Below are 18,442 nucleotides of genomic sequence, written 5' to 3' on the forward strand. Positions count from 1 at the left end.
GACCTTATATTATCGGTATAATGATGTGTATATAAGAAGGAGGGACATTCAAATGATCGCTCATATTCAGAGAAATGAATCGGGTTACATCGCAGAATTCAAACGCGAATTAAATCATCCTGCATATAAGGTATGGGCAATGCTCATTGATAACAAACGATTGAAAGAGTGGTTTCCAGAGCTTGAGGTGAAAGAACTCGGAACCGGGGGAATGATCCTGTTTGATATGCAGGATGGGACTTATGAGGAAATGCCGATATTGGACTATGTAGAGGGCAAGGTACTCGAATTTGTGTGGGGAGAAGACAAGGTGCGTTTTGAAATCCACGCAGACGACAGTGACGAAACTTCGACGCTTATACTCTCAGAAAAGATCACTTTTCTTACAGACCATACCCCTAAGGATCTGGCAGGCTGGCATGTCTGCCTTGATGCTATTGAGACTTTGTTAAATGGAAGAGCATTAACAGAGAGTAAAGAAGAGTGGGATCACTGGTATCCGCAATATGTGGAGGCACTCAAGCCTTTTCGATAATTCGCTTAACGTACAAAGCCTTCCCTCGTGAGATTTCTTGAGGGCAGGCTTTTTTCCTGTTCTTCCAGGGGAATAACAGAGTTCGAAGAGCTTTATTTTATAAGAACATAATTATTCTTTACCGATCGGTCTCAATATGTTATTATTACCAACACAAGGAGGGATATTATTGTGGCAAGAGCCAAGGAATTCGATGAGGACGCAGTATTGCTTAAAGCCATGCGTTTATTTTGGGAACAAGGATATGAGAAAACTTCCATGGTGGACTTAGTCAACCATATGGGAGTACATAAGAGAAGTTTGTACGATACTTTCGGGGATAAGCATTCTTTATATATCAAGGCATTGAACCGTTACACCCGCCTAATGATGGATAAGAAACTCGATAGAGAGCCCGCTTCTGTCGTGGGAGCCATAAGGCAGTTATTTGACAATGTTATTACCAGTGGAGAAGGTGAATACCCTAAAGGCTGTTTGATCGTTAATACCGCAGTTGAGCTTGCTCTTCACGATTTGGAGTGTAAAAGTTGGGTCAACCAACGATTTGCCGATACGGAGCAACTCATAGTTGAACTCATTAGGGCGGGTCAACGTTCCGGAGAACTCAATAAAGAGATGAATGCTGAATGGCTTTCCAATTATTTTAATAATGCATTAGTTGGTCTTCGAGTTATGGTCAAGACAACCGACGACAGAGATAAATTAGAACAAATCGTTGAAATGACAATGTCAATTTTGAAGTAAAAATTTTTTTTTACACATTTGAGACCGAACGTTCTCAAATTAAGTTTTATATATTAAACGAACAAAAGGAGAAGTGATTATGAAGAGAATGATTTGGATTATTCTTATGATGTCTTGCGGAGCAACCTATATTTCATCGTTATTTCCTTTGTATGGAGACCATTATCATATGAGCAGCCTTGAGTTAACATTATTATTTGCCGTTTATGCCGTTATCTTGGTGCCAACCTTGCTAATCGTGGGAGCTAAGGGTAGCTCATGGGGATTAAAGAAGGTACTTCGCATAAGTATATGGCTATCTATCGCATCAACCTTGCTTTTTATAGGAAGCCAAAACGTCTGGATGCTCTTTGCGGCAAGGATTTTGGAAGGTATTGCATATGGCGCTTTTACAGGAACAGCCACAGCATTTTTATTAAAACAAACCTCTCATGATCAACAAAGTACTGCAATTAAGTTCTCTGGAGTAGCCATAAATGTTGGATTTGGGATGGGGCCTGCAATTTCCGGTCTTATCTTGCAATATGTGCTTGTACAGCCGCTTCGGTTACCATTTTGGGTTTTGCTCGGATTGCTATTAAGTTCCTTGGTGTTAATAGAAACGTTACCGAAGCATGAAGATTCACAAAAATCAACAAATGCTAAGATTTCACTGGGAGTTCCGGATAGTATTCGGTCCCACTTTATTTCGTTCATTGCGCTTCCGGCATTTACTTTCTTCATGTTAGGTGGAATAGTATTCTCTATGATTCCATCTTTCGTAAAAAACGTTATTCATTCCTCTGATCTTTCAATAGCAGGGTTGCTGGTGTTTATGCTCTTAGGAGTGGCTGCGTTTATACAATTTTTTCCTTGGTTACAAAATCCAGTCAAACGGATGCGCATAGGTATTGTGTTCCTAGCGATCGGTCCGTGGATCATTGTTTTATCTGGACAGATAGAGAATTTATTAATGCTCTGGCTCGGAATGCTTATTCAAGGAGTTGGCGCTGGTTGGTCGTTCCAAGTTGCATTAATGTTTGCCGGTCAATTACCGAAGCCGGAAGAACGTCCGAGAGTCATTTCAGCGTTTTATTTGTGCGCCTACTCTGGATTCATTATCCCTCCAATCGGAGTCGGTATTTTAAATCAATTCTTTAGCTTGAATTACTCCCTGATTATTCTAAACTCGTTTGCTGCGCTAATCATTATCTATGTCTTAATTTATTCAGTCAAATTTAATCATTATTATTCGAAAGTGCTATCAAAATAAGCTGCCTCTCTAATGTTGACTCAGGTTAGAATAAGATCCAAAATGTTGGGAAAATATCCTAGGATGTCCATATGACAGCGTTTACAATACAGATAACACTTTCCGAGGAGAGTGAACTGGATATAGGAGGTCTTGTATGAAAAAGCACCGAAACAGATTTGGATTGATATTCTTGAGTCTCTCGATGTTATTAATGCTGCTCGGCCCGTCTGGTGGAGATCGTAAGGCGGAGGCAGCCCCTGCTTTTGCCAAAGGAGCGGATATCAGCTGGGTAGCAGGGATGGAAGCAGCAGGATACAAGTGGAAGGACAAGAACGGGGTGCAGCGTGATATCCTGCAAATTTTGAAAAATGATTATCAGATGAACTCCGTACGCTTGCGTGTATGGGTGAATCCAAACATGAGTGATTATGCAAACGGATATATGAATGCAGAGAAAGCAGCAGATCTCGCGCTTAGAGCGAAGAATCTGGGAATGAGTGTGATGCTGACCTTGCACTACAGTGACTCTTGGGCAGATCCGGGACAGCAGAATAAGCCTTACGCATGGCGAAACTACACTTTTCAGCAGCTGATGGACGCCGTATGGTCCCATACCATTTATGTAATGAATACAATGAAGAACAAAGGGGTTACACCGGATTGGGTTCAAATTGGCAATGAAACGAATGACGGCATGTTATGGAATGACGGTAAAGCTTCTGTGAACATGAAAAATTACGCTTGGCTCGTGAACACCGGGCATAATGCCGTGAAGTCGATCAGTCCGAATACGAAAACCATCGTGCACCTGGCGAACGGACATGATCAGGCCGTGCTCGACTGGAATATCGGAGGTCTTGTTCAAAATGGAGCTAATTTTGATGTGGTCGGACTTTCTCTATATCCATCGGCCTCTGATTGGACCACCAAGGTGAATCAGACCATAACGAATGCGAATCAGTTGATATCGAAGTATGGGAAGGAGATTGTCATATCCGAGATCGGTATGGATTATAATCAGGCTTCGGCAGCCAAGAGCTTCATTACCAAGATCAAAAATGATGTGCGTAATATTTCTGGAGGCAAGGGGCTCGGTGTATTCTATTGGGAACCGCAAGCGACCCCAGGTTATAATGGGGGTTACAACAAGGGCGCATGGAACGCAGACGGCAAACCGACCATTGCACTGGAAGGATTTATTAACTAATAGTGTGTATTCGTTCTTATAGAGCTGGCTCGTATTCGTCATTAATACGGTCCAGCTCTTTTATTTATCTTGACGAAGAGATTTTTTCCTCGTTCTGCCATCGATCTTCCAGCTTCTCGTTTAAATTCACACCCTGCATATAGTAGTCTATTAAAAATTGCTTGAAAGCTAGAGCCGCTTTCGATAAATAGCGGTTCTTATGCCAGGTTAAACGAAACAATGCTTTGGAATGCTCATCCACGATGCTGACTAGCTGCACTTGGGGAGACCAGTCACGAATACAGGAGGATACGAAGGCGACTCCGATCCCTGCTTCAACCATTTTGAGCAGCATGGAGGGTTCATCCACCCGGCATACAAAATTGGGTGATATTCCGGATTTACGGCAAAATTCATTCTGGATATGGTAGAGAGCATGAGTTTCCTTGTAACCAACAAAGTGCTCTTGTTTCACTTCAGACAGCTGCAGCCTGTCACGATCAGAGAATGGATGGTTTGGGGGGAGTGCCAAATTAATAATTTCTTTCGTGAGATATTCAGATTGGATATCCGATGCAGCGATCGGAAGGGAAGACATGCAATAATCAATCCGATCTTCATTTAATAAAGACTCCATCTCATGATGTGTGGCTTGAATGATCCCGAATTTGGCGTTTGGATATTTCTTACTGAACAATTTCAAAGGCTCTCCTATACGATCCGGGTCTTGAATGGCAATCTCAATCCTTCCTTGGTTCAGTCCAGCCATGTCCTCAAGTTCTCTTCTGCCTTCTTCAAGTGTTGACAGCACGAGTTCTACACGCTGAAGAAATGATCTCCCGTATTCATTAAGCCTTATCTGCCTGCCGTTCCTTCGAAACAAAGGAACACCCAGATCCTCTTCAAGGCGAGCGATGGTTTTGCTGAGCGCAGGCTGAGCAATTCTTAACTGCTCAGCAGCCTTCGTCATATGCTCAAGCTGCGCCACAGTACGGAAATAGTGAAGCTGCAGAAGTTCCATCGTTTTCACTCCTTTTTCTCGATTATATACAGCTTAATATACTTCAGTATATAAGAATATGGCTAAATATATATTTTTCTTCCATCTTCTTCAAGAATAAACTGGAGAAAAGAGAAGTAAGGGAGGAAAAATTGAAATGGACGACAAGGTGGTTAGTCCGACTCAACAAGATGCAGCCGATCGTGCAAATAGACTAATTCGAGTGTTAGCATTTACCATGGTGCTGTCGGTCATGAGTGTAACGATGTTTAACATCGCGCTGACGGACATCAGCATTGAATTTTCATTAACCGTAGCTCAGGTAAGCTGGGTCTCCACCGCGTATCTCGTCGTCTACGCGCTGGGCACGCTCACATACGGGAAGCTGGTAAGCATGGTTCATCTGCGGCATTTAGTTGTGATTGGATTGTTCATGTTTGCTCTGGGATCGCTGGTTGGATTTACAGCGCAGTCTTACTCTATGGTTGTACTGGGCAGAATCGTACAGGCGGCAGGGGCTGCTGTAGTGCCGGCCATGAGTACCATCATACCTGTCAGATATTTCAGTCCGGAGAGAAGAGGGTATGCACTTGGAATTACCTTTACAGGACTTGCGGTTGGAAATGCAATAGGACCTGTCATCTCAGCAGCAATTGTCAGCTTTGCCGAATGGAGATGGCTGTTTGCAGTGCCGATCCTTACACTGGTTACTTTACCGTTTTACCTAAAGTATTTAGAGAAGGGCGAGTTAAAGAAAGATAAGATCGACTACTTCGGGGGAAGCCTGCTAGCCTTATTTGTTGTATTTCTTATGATGTCGATAACTCAAGCGAACATACTGTATTTTTCAGCAGCGTCAGTCCTGTTTATATTATTTCTTGTTCGTTCAAGGCTGACGTCAGCCCCATTTATCCCCCTTCAATTGTTTCGATCGAAAGGGTATGCCATCGGGCTGGTTATTCTGGTTCTTGTACAGGGGATTGGGTTCTCGTTCCCATTTCTGACCCCGCTGCTGCTGCAACAGGTCAATGATCTTTCCTCGGGAATCGTCGGATTTATGTTGGTTCCTGCAGCGATCGGTTCTGCCTTGCTTGGAAAAAGAATTGGAAAAGTCGTCGATGCCCGCGGGAATCACTTTGTCTATTCGATATCGGCATGTCTTTTGTTCATTACATTTATGGCGATGTCTATTTGGGCAGGGGTTCATCATTATTGGATAGCAGCTATCCTCATTGTGGGTACTGTAAGCCAAATGAGTCTTCAAATTTCGCTCATTAACAGCGTGTCCCGTTCACTTGCTCCAGAATATATAGGAATAGGGATGGGGCTTGTTTCGACTCTTAATTTTATGTCCGGCGCAATCGCCGCTTCCTTCTACAGTATACTCCTTGATCAAGGAGCGGGGACTGCGTGGAATGGACTAAATGGAAACCTGGAAGCATCCGTATTCAGCAATATGTATTTTGTGTTCGCTGTCATGCATATCCTCCTGCTCGCAGCTTTTCACTACTTGTACAGGAACCCTGTTCCGAAAGTTCGAACAGCAAACAGGCATTCGCACTAATTCGCCAAAATGAAACAATTAGTATTTTATTCCTATGAAGTTGTTAATAAACAACAAATAAAATAGAAAGAATTCAGGCGAACAGGACAAAAGAAATGCTGCACGAGCATAGATGGTACTATTTTGTTTTTGATTCACGCTGATCTGTGCGTCAAAATGTATTTTTCATAGACCAAACAACCTAAATCACAACTGAAAAATAAATGCTGGATAATCGGTCCTGCATCTATCACAAAATTGACATTATTATTCTATCCAAGTAGTAATATCAACGCCCCAATTCGCATTTTCCTTCAAGAACCGCTATAAATGCGGTTCTTTATCCTTTTATGAGAATTTTATCGAAAAATGCGACATGCATGTCATATGACGTATCCGTCTTAATACTTAATTGACCTATGTAAAATAAGTATTAAGAACCAAATGTAAAATTATGTTAAATAAATGCTTGTAACCGTCTTTTTTTATGATTTATACTCTCTTCACAAGCAATAGCTTTCCATTTAACAATTCCTCTAAAATGTTAACTCTCATCTCATCAAACTCTCAGAATCTCATCAATCTCCAAGAATTTTTAAACTCTATCAGTAATACAAAATAGATTAGCCCCCTGAATCTACTCAAATCAATCTTCTTTTTCCCATCGAAGACGCTTAAGTCTATGAATTCACTTCTATTAACCCCTTAAAGGAGGTGGTGCTCCCAATCAAATTCTGATTACTAATTTCTCGTTGTTTGATTGGTCGTGTATTTGTTTGGAGGAAATTCACACGTTTCTATCTCTATTCCCAAAGGAGTGTATTAGACTTGGTCACAGCGAAAAAGACGAAAAAAACGATCTCATTAGGCATGGCTTTCCTCCTGGCAGTGTCCATTGTAAGTCCGGCTATGGCTGCACCGACGACCTCAGTTTCTGACAAGATCGATTTGCGTACTGCGGCTCCCGAACTGATCACTGCAAAAGTAGACTCTAAGCTAAATAAGCTGTTTGACGAAGACAAATATGTCACCTATCTGGTCAAAATGTCGGAACAAGCGGATACTGCGCTTGCTTCTCAGAAAGCAATGGATCTGGCTTCCACTCAAAAAGCAACCCCTGCAGCTGCAAAGCTCTCAGCTCGTACCTCAGTGGTTAGTACACTTCGTGAAACGGCATCGCGTACACAAATACCGATCCAAAAATATTTGGATGAACAGAAGGAAGCTGGCGGAGTTAAAGAATACAAGAGCTATTTCATCGTCAATTCGCTGGCGGTTACAAGTACCAAAGAGGTGATGGAGGAGCTGGCCCTTCAGCCGGGCATAGACAAGATTCTTCCGAATGAAGAACGATTCCTGCAGGAAGTTACGGTGGATAAGAAGGCTTCGACTCCGAAGGCAAGTGATCTGGACAGCGATTCTGCTGCCTCAGCAGCGGATCAGAGCAAGAATATAGAAACTTCAGATTATGACCCGGCAAACATTGAATGGAACATCGCTCAAGTCAACGCACCCGAAGTGTGGGAGCAAGGAATCGACGGCTCCGGAATTGTCGTCGCGAATCTGGACTCAGGTGTTGATTATACACACCCTGCCCTTGCCAGCAAATGGCGTGGTTTGGATCCGAGCGGCAATGTCGTTGATCCAGAGCTAAGCTGGTACGATCCTCATAGCGGTGCCTCACTTCCAGCCGATACGGACGGTCATGGTACGCATACGATGGGGACGATGGTAGGTGCTGAAGAAGACGGCACGAATATGATCGGTGTAGCACCCGGCGCGAAATGGATGGCGGTCCGAATCTTTAATCCGAGCACAACGGATGCCATCATTCTGGATGGTGCTCAGTGGCTGCTGGCACCGGTAGATGAAGAGGGTAATCTTCATCCTGAGCTTGCTCCAGATGTAGTGAACAACTCATGGGGTGGAGGAGCAGGTATCGATGAATGGTTCAGACCTATCGTACAAGCATGGCGTGATGCGCAGATATTCCCCGAATTCTCTGCGGGTAACACTACATTGACGAATCCAGGAGGCCCTGGTTCTGTTGCCAACCCGGCGAACTATCCGGAATCCTTTGCTACAGGTGCAACGGACATCAATGGAAATTTGGCTGACTTCTCCCTCTTGGGTCCTTCTCCGTATGATGAGATTAAACCTGAAGTCTCTGCTCCGGGTGTGAACATTCGCTCCTCGGTACCAGGCGGCAGTTATGAAGGGGGCTGGAATGGAACATCGATGGCAGGGCCCCATACGACTGCCATTGCGGCCATGCTATTGCAAGCGAACAGCTCTCTCACTGTCGATGATCTGGAGGATATTCTGACAGAAACTGCCACAGAAAGAACGGATAGCACCTATCCAGAATCACCTAACAACGGATATGGACACGGCATCGTCAATGCACTTGATGCGGTCGGCTCAGTCCTTCAAGGAGTTGGTTCTGTAACGGGTCGAGTGACTATTGACGGTGATGACCTGACTGCACCTGAGCTGGATTACACTGTTCTGGAATCGGTTTATGCCGGACTGGATGCCGGATTCTCCATTGAAGCCAGTGATAATATATCCGTTACTGAAGTCAGTGTTTATGCAAGAACAGAAGGTATGAGCCGCTATGTATACATACCAGCGGAACTCACTTCCGGAGATGCGCTTGATGGTACGTACCGAGCTGTTATTCCTGCAGCACTTATCGAGGAGCCAGGCCTTGAATATTACATCCGTGTGAATGACTATGGCAATAACGGTTATGAGACGGAAGTGCACTCCGTAGACGTACTGGAAGGAATCGAACCAGGTTATTCCCAAAATTTTGAACAGGATTATGTTGGATTCTTGCCTGATCTTGACAATCCTTGGGTATGGGGAGCTCCTGAAAGCGGACCTGGAAGTGCCTATTCCGGGGAGCATGTAATGGCGACAAATTTGTCGGGTACGTATGCACCGAATTCTAACACCGCTCTCATTGCACCGCCCATTAATTTAGCTGACGCACCTGAAGGTGCTCTGTTGTCCTTCAAGCAATGGTTTGACCTTGAAGACGGCAGTGATTTCGGAAGTGTGTACTTAGCGACAGAAGAGAATGACTATGAGTTTGAACAGCTGCTTACGGTTACGGGAAGCAGTGAAGATTGGGTAAACCAGTATATAGATTTAACCGCGTATGCGGGTCAAAAAGTATATGTGGCCTTTGTCCTCAGTTCGGATGGATCAGTTCAAGGAGAAGGATGGTACATTGACGACTTCTCGCTGCAGCTTCCGGATGAAGTGGCTCCAGCAGCTCCGTCTGATCTGACAGGAACACCTTCAATACTTGGTGACGTATCGCTAGAGTGGAGTGCTCCTGCTGATGAAGATCTGAAGGAATATCATGTTTATCGTTCTGTGGCATCCGACACGGGATATGAGCTGATTGGCACGACATCTGAAGCATCCTATGTTGACAGTATTACGATTGAAGGAGAAGCAACCTTCTATTATGTAGTCAAAGCAAAAGATTACAGCGGCAACGAGAGTGACGCTTCCAATGAAGTCGCTGTGGATGTTGCTGTGCCGGAGACCCTATTCAGTGATTCGTTTGATGGTGATAATGACAATGGATGGACACATGCGGGAACGAATGATGTATGGGAGCGGGGAGCTCCTGCTGCACCGGGTCCAGCTTCCGCGGTCAGTCCTCCGAATGTTTGGGGCACGGATCTGAACGGAACTTATCTGGCAAGCTCAAATTTCTCTCTGGTATCGCCTGTGATTGACTTAACTTCTCAGAATACGGCTGCACTGACCTTCAATCACTGGTACGAAATCGAAAGAAACTATGATGATGCCTACGTGGAAGTAACCACGGATGGCGGTACGACCTGGACAGAGATTGGCTACTACTCTCATGCAACAGAAGGTAAGCAGTGGTCACCTGTATTTATTGATCTGTCAAGCTATGCAGGAAATGAAATTCAAGTACGCTTCAGATTAACCACGGACAGCAGTGTACAAAAAGCCGGATGGTACTTAGATGATGTACGGGTGCTGGCTGTTTCTGCACCAGAATCAACAGCTAGTGATACAAAGACTGAATCTAATAAAGCCAAAGCAATACAGAAGGCACCTGTATTGACGGACTTTGTGAGCAAGCAGCCGATTACGACTCAAGGTGATTCCGTATCGAAGGATGGAGAAGTCGGACTGCTTAGTCTTCCCGTCTCCGCTACAGTAACGGTTGTCGAAACCGGCAGATCGGTTCGTACGGATGCATATACAGGCCGTTACAGCTTTAATCATGTAGCAGGTGACTATAATTTGAAGGTCGAGTCTTACGGCTATTACCCACAGACAGTGCCTGTAAGCATTGAAGATGGCAAGACACGTAACGTTAACTTCCAGCTCGAAGAAATTCCACAAGGCACGATTACAGGCATCGTTACAAATGAACGTACGGGAGAGCCGATTGCAGATGCAGTAGTTATGGTCATGGAAGACGCACAGGTATCCCCTGTTCGGACTGACGAAGCGGGTGCCTTTACTCTGCAGGTATATGAAGGAACTTATACTTTGTCCATCTCCGCATTAGATTACTATAGTGAAACAGCAGAAGTAACCGTTCCTGCGAACGATACTGTCACGCATGACTTTGATCTGAAGCCCTTCATCGGCTATGCAGGTGAGATCAAATATGATGACGGAACAGCGGAGAATGCTCGTGCATGGAATGCGGCAGGGAATGCGTGGGCTGTTAAAATGAGTCCTGAATCAGAAGCGGTACAAGTAACCGGAGCATCCTTCCTCTTCTGGAATACAGAGTGGCCGAGCCCAGGCGGTACAGCCTTCAGTTATTCTGTATATGATACATCTGGACCAGATGGAGCACCTGGACGTGAGCTTGCAGGTCCATTTGACGGTACTGCTCTAAGAAATGACGAATGGACAACGGTAGAGTTCCCGGAACCGGTCTCGGTTACAGGAGACTTTTACATTGTATACGAGCAGACCGAAGCGAATCCTTATTCACCGGGACTAGCAACCGATGAGAGCAGTACAGTCGCTGAACGGGCATGGCAGCGGATCAGTGGCGCATGGACTGCCTCCCCTCTAGAGGAAGGAAATTACATGATCCGTGCGCATGTACAGTATGCCATTGGCGCGCCAATCATCACTTCTCCGGCTGAAGATACGTATACGAATGAGGAGTCCATTACAATTACAGGTACTTCCAATGCCAACGGATCAACGGTGACGATTTATAATGGGGAAGAAGAAGCAGCAACTGCGACGGTGGAAGAGGGGCAATTTGAAGCAGTGATCGACCTGAATGCAGGCGAGAACGTTCTTGTCGCTGAAGCCTTGGTGGGTGATGAAGTAACAGACCCTTCTACTCCAGTTACGGTAACTCTTGATCAAGCTGCACCAGAGCTTGTTGTTACCTCTCCAGAGGATGGAGAGACGACGAACGCTGAAGCTTATACCGTGAGAGGTACAGTGAATGATGAATACCTTGATATGGTTACAGTGAATGGTGAAGCAGCTGAAGTTACGGAGGATGGAAGCTTCGAGCATCGTCTTCTAATCAATTCAGGTGATAATCTCATTACCGTTACAGCAACGGATTTGGCAGGAAATGAAACAACTATTACACGTACAGTTGTAGTAAACTGGGCGGCACCTGTCATAACGAATCTCACACCAAGCTCTGACCTGCATATTGCAGCAGGAGATGCAGTGTATGTATCCTTTGATAGCAGCCCTGGTCTGTCGGCATCCTTCCGTGTCGAACTGCCAGGCAATGCCCCATCGAGCTTCAACGAAGCTCCGCTCACAGAGACTTCACCTGGACACTATGAAGGAACCTATACAACCTCAGAATCGTTGAGGCTCGAAGGCGGAGTTATCGTAGTAAGAGTATGGGATACAGCAGGAAACGAAACAGAAGTTGCAGCACTTGGTAAATTATATGTAACAGAGAGTGGGGAAGAGCCGGCTCCGCCGAATGTAGCCCCTGTCGCCATCATTCAATCTCCGAGCGCAGCGCAGCGTAACCGGGATGTTACTTTCGATGCTTCAAATTCATACGACGAGGATGGCAGCATTGTTTCTTATACATGGAATTTTGGTGATGGAGCAACGGGTAGTGGAGTCACCGCTACACATGCCTATACCAAAGGCGGGAATTATACGGTGGAGCTCATCGTCACAGATGATCAAGGTGCAGTGAATACGAAAACATTTGTCATTCGAATTCGCTAAGCTCTTGAACGAACACTTGTCCTAATGAAAAAGAGGAGTTCCGGATAATGGTCCGGATTCTCCTCTTTCTCGATTTTTTAGGCTTGATATTTGGATAGGTCAATCCGTCGGTCAAGTCCCAGTTCTACACCTTCATCTTCGAGCTTCATCTCTTGGATCAATCGCTGCTCGTCCTGAGTCATGCTTATTTCTCCTAACTTATTTACGACTCGGTGCCAGGGGAGGGCATGCTTCTCACTCATTGTGTGAAGTACCCGGACAACCTGTCTTGCCGCACGAGGACTTCCGGCTAAAGCCGCAACTTGTCCGTAGGTCATTACCTTTCCCTCTGGAATGGATTGAATGATTCGAATCACTTCTGCGGTAAAGGGCTGCATTGCTTCCTGTCTCCTTAAGTTTCTACATTCGTTGATAGAATCATTTCAGATGATTATATCAAAAAAATATCGTTCTTAAGAACTGTTTATCGCGAAGAATGGTAACAAGTGGTTGACGATGATCAAGACTCAAAGGTAATATAATCATGCAAACGGTTTCACTAGATTTAAAGCAAGGAATTCCTTTTCTGGACAAAACCACAAGCAGACATTTAGAAAAATGTTTGCGTTAATTAGAACGGAGGTGCATGTTTACGCTATTCTTGAGCAGGAAGAAGATAGAATAACAACGATCCATATGGTTCGACAATCTATGCAAACGGTACCAAATTGGGTGTATTCCATTTCAATATGAATCGGAGGAATGTTCATGCGCAATTATCGTTCTTTGCGTACAGCAGTAACAGTGTTCATCGTTGCAGTTATGGTCTTGACAAGCATATGGATCGTGCCTGCTGATGCTCAGGAGAATCATTCAATTCAGTCGATACCTGAGCAGACTTTAAGAATTCATTATGACGGGACTGGAGAGAATCTGGGTGTTTGGGTATGGGAGGATGTAGAGCTTCCGTCAGCCGAATGGCCAAGCGGTGCAATTCCGTTTACAGCAGCACAGCAGGATGCTTATGGAGCCTATGTAGATATTCCGCTCAGAGCAGATGCTAAAAAAGTTGGCTTTCTCCTCGTAGATCGGACGACCGGGGAGAAGCGCGGTGGAGATAAGATACTAGAGATGGGCTCAACAAATATAAATGAGGTGTGGCTGGGACAAGGATCAGACGAGATTCTCCTGTATGAACCTGTACCCTTGGCTGATGACGTCGTGCGGATCCATTATTCTCGTGCAGATCAAGACTATGATGGATATGGATTATGGTTATGGGAAGATGTGAAAGCGCCTTCAACAGATTGGCCGCAGGGCGCGCTCCCATTTACTAACGAACAGACCGATAAATATGGTGCTTATATTGATGTTGAGCTAAAAGAGGATGCGACGAAGCTCGGGTTTCTTATTGTGAATCGTAATAATGGTGAGGAAAAGGATGGTGGAGATAAGAGCTTCAACCTCCTTCAGCATTATGATCAATTATGGGTCCGGGAAGGTGATGATCAAGTGTACGTCTCACCTTATGGTGAGATGGCTACAGGAGTTACAGCTGCTACAGTCACATCCAAGGACCAGATTGAGCTCAAATTTACTCGAACTGAAGGACTTACTCCGGATGCGGTAAGCAAAGAATTGATCATTAAGGATCAGGCTGGCTCGGTTGTTGAAGCTAGTGAAGTCAAAGTAACCGAGAAAAATACAGTAGTAATCACAGCTGATTTTGATCTGAACAAGCTTCCACTTACAATTACGTATGCAGGCATAACGGTTAAGGCAGAGCTTCATTGGCGTGTTATTGATGAATTGTATGCTTATAAGGGTAACGACCTCGGTGCTACATACAGTAAGAAAAAAGTCACCTTCAAGCTGTGGGCGCCGACTGCAAGCTCAGTAACACTGAATGTTTACGATAAGAAGGATGCATCTGTTCATATTGGATCCAAGGAGCTGACCCTTCAAGAGCAAGGGGTATGGAAGACCGTAGTTCGACCAGATGAGCTTGGCGTGAAGGATCTTAAAAATTATTTTTACCAATATGAGGTTGTAAACAATGGCGAGAGTCAAAAAGTGCTGGATCCTTATGCGAAATCGATGGCAGCTTTCCAGGTCGATACTTCAGGCGCTGCGGGTCAAGACGGGGATGTCGTTGGCAAAGCAGCCATCATTGATCTCAGTAAAACAAATCCGAAGGGTTATAACTATGCCAAGATTGACGGTTATCAAAATAGAGAGGATGCGATTATATGGGAGCTGCACGTTCGGGATTATACTTCCGATCCTTCTATTCAAGATGACCTAACCTCCAGATGGGGCACCTATAGTGCATTAGAAGACAAATTGGATTATATGAAATCACTAGGCGTCACTCACGTACAGCTTCTCCCGGTTATGGCCTGGTACTATGGGGATGAGACGAAGATGGGCGACAGGGAGCTGCAATACTCTGCCGGAGGCAACGAATATAACTGGGGATATGACCCTCACAATTACTTCTCTCCTGATGGGGCGTATTCCGAAGATGCCACAAATCCGGAGCTTCGAGTCAAAGAGCTTAAGAACATGATTGATGCTATTCATGATGCAGGTATGGGTGTCATTCTCGACGTCGTATATACGCACATGGCGAAAGCTGATCTTCTGAATGATATCGTTCCGAATTACTATGCTTGGAAGGACAGTAATGGTGCATACGTCGGCGGCTTCGGCAATAATCTGGCTACGAATCATGTCATGGCCGAGAAATTGATGGTTGATTCCGTCAAATACTGGTTTGATGAATATAAAATTGACGGCATGCGTTTCGATATGATGGGGGATGCGACTTCCGGTTCTATTCAAAAAGCTTATGATGCAGCGGCCAAGCTGAATCCGAATGCTCTCTTCATTGGTGAGGGCTGGAGAACGTTCAGCGGAGCTAATGCAGATCCTGAACTTGCCGGACAAGGTGCTGACCAGGATTGGATGGACGAGACAAATGATGTAGGTGTATTCTCCGATGAAATCCGTAATGAATTAAAATCCGGATTCGGTTCTGAAGGAGAGCCTAGATTCCTTACCGGCGGTGCAAGAGATATCAACCTGATCATAAGCAATATCAAAGGCCAGCCGACTAACACGCCAGCGGACGATCCTGGAGATATGGTTCAATATATTGAAGCTCATGATAATCTCCCGCTGTATGATGTTATTGCACAATCGATCAAGAAAGATCCGTCCATACCGGCAAATGATCTCGAAATTCATCAGCGGATCAGGCTTGGAAATCTGATGGTGCTGACTTCTCAGGGAACGGCATTTCTGCACGCGGGGCAGGAATACGGACGTACGAAGCAGTGGCATGGTGAAGGGTTGCCTGAGCAGAAATATCACGCTCTGTCAGATGAAACCGGTAAAGTATTTGGCTATTTCATTCACGATTCCTATGACTCTTCAGATGCGATTAACAAATTCGATTGGGATAAGGCACTGGACAGTAAGAAATATCCGGTTAACAGTGTTACAAGGGAGTATACGGAGGGACTTATTCAACTGAGAAAATCAACCAACGCCTTCCGTCTAGGGGATGCATCTCTCGTAGATAAGAATGTATCTCTAATCAACGCACCGGAGATGAACAGCAAGGATCTGATCATCGCCTACAAAAATAAGTCAACGGATAACACGGGGACATACTATGTTTTTGTTAATGCGGATCAGACTCCAAGAACGCTTAGTCTCGATACAGATCTTACGAAAGGAACTGTTGTCGTGGATCAGGATGAAGCTGGAGTTAAGGCGGTTTCTGACAATTCCGGGTTTGAACTTAGTAAAACTTCAATTACACTTGAGCCGCTGACGGCAGTTGTAATTAAGATGAAAGAAAAATCGAAAAAGTAAAGCATTCCTAAGAAACTCTCCTTATTTGATAGGGAGAGTTTTCTGTTCATCACAATATTACTAGATAATTTTCTCTTATTCACGAAAAAACACCCTTTATCAGCAAACCTGATAGATGTCATAAGATCAATCTAATTGACCACTCTCTGGTCCTGTGATAGTTTCAGTAGAGACAAATTAATTCTGATAAACTTACTGAGAATTATTATCAAAGCATCCGAGGTGGATATTATTGGAACTCCAAGTGATTAACAGCCCATTTACTCAGGAACAGACGGAACTATTAAATCGATTATTACCTACATTATCCGAGACACAGCGTATATGGCTTAGCGGCTATTTAACGGCGATTCAAGCAAGCGGTGTGGCTGCGACATTAGAAGCCCCGGCAGTGAACGCTGCCGGTCAGCCTGCAGTACCTGCACCTGCGATCAGCAAAGAGATAACTGTGCTGTTCGGCTCTCAGACGGGAAACAGCAGCGGAATTGCAAAGAAATTCAGCAAGAAGCTTCAGGAGCAAGGGTTTGAAGTAACAACCAGCTCTATGAGTGATTTCAAACCAAACAATCTGAAGAAGGTTCAGAATCTGCTCATTGTCGTCAGCACCCATGGAGAAGGAGAGCCGCCGGACAGTGCAATTGCTTTCCATGAATTTTTGCACAGTAAACGTGCACCTAAGCTGGATGACTTGAAATTCTCTGTTCTGGCACTTGGAGATACTTCCTACGAATTCTTCTGCCAAACAGGCAAGGATTTTGACAATCGTCTGGCCGAGCTCGGCGGAACTCGTTTGACGCCAAGAGTTGACTGCGATGTTGACTTTGAAGAGCCAGCAGCTGAATGGATGAATAATGTCCTGTCTGAGCTGAATGCGGCAAGTACATTAACTCCGGTAAGTGTCAGTAGTGTAGGTGCGGCAGCCTCTACCAGTACAGAATCAGAGTTCACCAGATCGAACCCTTTTCAAGCCGAGGTGCTTGAGAATCTAAATTTGAACGGACGCGGGTCCGATCGTGAAACCAGACATATCGAGCTGTCCTTAGAAGGATCTGGACTAAGTTATGAGCCTGGGGACAGCCTCGGCATCATCCCTCAGAATCATCCTTTGCTCGTAGAAGAGATCATTGCTGCAGCAGGGTGGAACGGTGAAGAAATCATTCAGGTATCCAAAAAAGGCGACACGCTCTCTTTACAGGATGCACTGACGAAGTATTTTGAAATTACGGTACTGACCAAGCCGCTGCTGGAGCAAATTGTGAATCTGACCTCGAACGCTCAGCTTAGAAAGCTGCTTGAGCCAGGTAATGAACAAGAGCTTCGCAATTATATCAATGACCATGATCTGCTCGATTTGATCCAGGACTTTGATCTACGTGGTGTAACCGCATCTGAATTCGTTACGCTGCTTCGTAAAATTCCGGCACGCCTCTATTCCATTGCCAGCAGTCCAAGTGCATATCCTGATGAAGTGCATCTGACTGTGCGTACAGTACGTTACCAAGCGAACGGACGGGATCGCTACGGTGTCTGCTCCGTGCAGCTGGCAGAACGAATCGAACCAGGAGATCAACTCCCTGTATTTATACAGAATAACGATAACTTCAAGCTTCCAGCGAACCCTGATGCACCAATTATTATGATTGGACCAGGTACGGGTGTTGCTCCTTTCCGTGCATTCATTGGAGAGAGAGAAGAGCAGGGAGCCGGGGGCAAGAGCTGGCTGTTCTATGGTGATCAGCATTTTGCAACCGACTTTTTATATCAGGTGGAATGGCAGCGCTGGCTGGCAGATGGTGTGCTGACCCGGATGGATGTCGCTTTCTCCAGAGATACAGACGAGAAGGTATATGTTCAGCACCGGATGCTAGAGAGAAGCCGCGAGCTGTACGAGTGGCTTCAGGAGGGTGCTTACATCTACGTCTGTGGAGATGAGAAGAAGATGGCGCACGATGTGCATTCCACACTTGCAGCCATTCTCGTACAAGAAGGCGGCTTGACGATGGAGGCGGCAACGGATTATCTGATTCAATTACAGCAGGACAAACGATATCAACGCGATGTTTACTAAGGAAGTCTTTTCATACCGGAAGGAGATACTA

General features: G+C 45.1%; 10 protein-coding genes. 8 read left to right on the forward strand and 2 right to left on the reverse strand.

The features are described 5' to 3' along the window. Nucleotides 1-52 precede the first annotated feature (52 nt). The 4 genes from ACFSVM_RS09085 (at nt 53) to ACFSVM_RS09100 (ending at nt 3,720) form a co-directional block, all read left to right on the forward strand. On the forward strand, nt 53-535 hold the full coding sequence (locus ACFSVM_RS09085; protein WP_379261591.1) for an SRPBCC family protein: 483 nt from the start codon (nt 53-55) through the stop codon (nt 533-535). Nucleotides 536-706: 171 nt separating this feature from the next. Beyond that, nucleotides 707-1,279, forward strand: a complete 573-nt coding sequence (locus ACFSVM_RS09090; RefSeq protein ID WP_379261593.1) for a TetR/AcrR family transcriptional regulator — start codon at nt 707-709, stop codon at nt 1,277-1,279. A gap of 79 nt (nt 1,280-1,358) precedes the next feature. Then, complete coding sequence (locus ACFSVM_RS09095; RefSeq protein WP_379261595.1) at nt 1,359-2,531, forward strand: MFS transporter; 1,173 nt, start codon at nt 1,359-1,361, stop codon at nt 2,529-2,531. A gap of 136 nt (nt 2,532-2,667) precedes the next feature. Then, complete coding sequence (locus tag ACFSVM_RS09100) at nt 2,668-3,720, forward strand: glycoside hydrolase family 53 protein (protein ID WP_379261597.1); 1,053 nt, start codon at nt 2,668-2,670, stop codon at nt 3,718-3,720. Between the two features lie 64 nt (nt 3,721-3,784). Here ACFSVM_RS09100 and ACFSVM_RS09105 read toward each other — a convergent pair whose 3' ends face one another. Then, on the reverse strand, nt 3,785-4,720 hold the full coding sequence (locus ACFSVM_RS09105; protein WP_379261599.1) for a LysR family transcriptional regulator: 936 nt from the start codon (nt 4,718-4,720) through the stop codon (nt 3,785-3,787). Nucleotides 4,721-4,856: 136 nt separating this feature from the next. Between ACFSVM_RS09105 and ACFSVM_RS09110 the strand changes: the two genes are divergently transcribed. Continuing rightward, nucleotides 4,857-6,263: an MFS transporter gene (locus tag ACFSVM_RS09110; protein WP_379261601.1), complete on the forward strand. Its 1,407-nt coding sequence runs from the start codon at nt 4,857-4,859 to the stop codon at nt 6,261-6,263. A gap of 807 nt (nt 6,264-7,070) precedes the next feature. Beyond that, nucleotides 7,071-12,482, forward strand: a complete 5,412-nt coding sequence (locus tag ACFSVM_RS09115; RefSeq protein ID WP_379261603.1) for a S8 family serine peptidase — start codon at nt 7,071-7,073, stop codon at nt 12,480-12,482. Between the two features lie 77 nt (nt 12,483-12,559). Here the strand turns inward: ACFSVM_RS09115 and ACFSVM_RS09120 are convergent, their stop codons facing one another. Continuing rightward, complete coding sequence (locus ACFSVM_RS09120; protein WP_090727089.1) at nt 12,560-12,859, reverse strand: MGMT family protein; 300 nt, start codon at nt 12,857-12,859, stop codon at nt 12,560-12,562. A 370-nt stretch (nt 12,860-13,229) separates the two neighbouring features. On the opposite strand from ACFSVM_RS09120, the gene ACFSVM_RS09125 reads away from it, so the two are divergent. Both ACFSVM_RS09125 and ACFSVM_RS09130 read left to right on the forward strand, forming a co-directional pair. After that, the gene (locus ACFSVM_RS09125; protein ID WP_379261606.1) at nt 13,230-16,343 is read left to right on the forward strand and encodes a pullulanase; all 3,114 of its coding nucleotides are present in this window, start codon (nt 13,230-13,232) and stop codon (nt 16,341-16,343) included. A gap of 232 nt (nt 16,344-16,575) precedes the next feature. Beyond that, complete coding sequence (locus ACFSVM_RS09130; protein WP_090727086.1) at nt 16,576-18,411, forward strand: assimilatory sulfite reductase (NADPH) flavoprotein subunit; 1,836 nt, start codon at nt 16,576-16,578, stop codon at nt 18,409-18,411. Nucleotides 18,412-18,442 lie beyond the last annotated feature (31 nt).

Origin of the sequence: Paenibacillus shunpengii (assembly GCF_042684905.1) — a bacterium.
Taxonomy (GTDB): domain Bacteria; phylum Bacillota; class Bacilli; order Paenibacillales; family Paenibacillaceae; genus Paenibacillus; species Paenibacillus shunpengii.

Excerpts from the sequence above, each read along its gene's own strand:
- ACFSVM_RS09105 (WP_379261599.1), bottom strand. The coding sequence starts at position 4,720 with ATGGAACTTCTGCAGCTTCACTATTTCCGTACTGTGGCGCAGCTTGAG.
- ACFSVM_RS09095 (WP_379261595.1), top strand. The coding sequence starts at position 1,359 with ATGAAGAGAATGATTTGGATTATTCTTATGATGTCTTGCGGAGCAACC.
- ACFSVM_RS09125 (WP_379261606.1), top strand. The coding sequence starts at position 13,230 with ATGCGCAATTATCGTTCTTTGCGTACAGCAGTAACAGTGTTCATCGTT.
- ACFSVM_RS09120 (WP_090727089.1), bottom strand. The coding sequence starts at position 12,859 with ATGCAGCCCTTTACCGCAGAAGTGATTCGAATCATTCAATCCATTCCA.
- ACFSVM_RS09110 (WP_379261601.1), top strand. The coding sequence starts at position 4,857 with ATGGACGACAAGGTGGTTAGTCCGACTCAACAAGATGCAGCCGATCGT.
- ACFSVM_RS09100 (WP_379261597.1), top strand. The coding sequence starts at position 2,668 with ATGAAAAAGCACCGAAACAGATTTGGATTGATATTCTTGAGTCTCTCG.
- ACFSVM_RS09085 (WP_379261591.1), top strand. The coding sequence starts at position 53 with ATGATCGCTCATATTCAGAGAAATGAATCGGGTTACATCGCAGAATTC.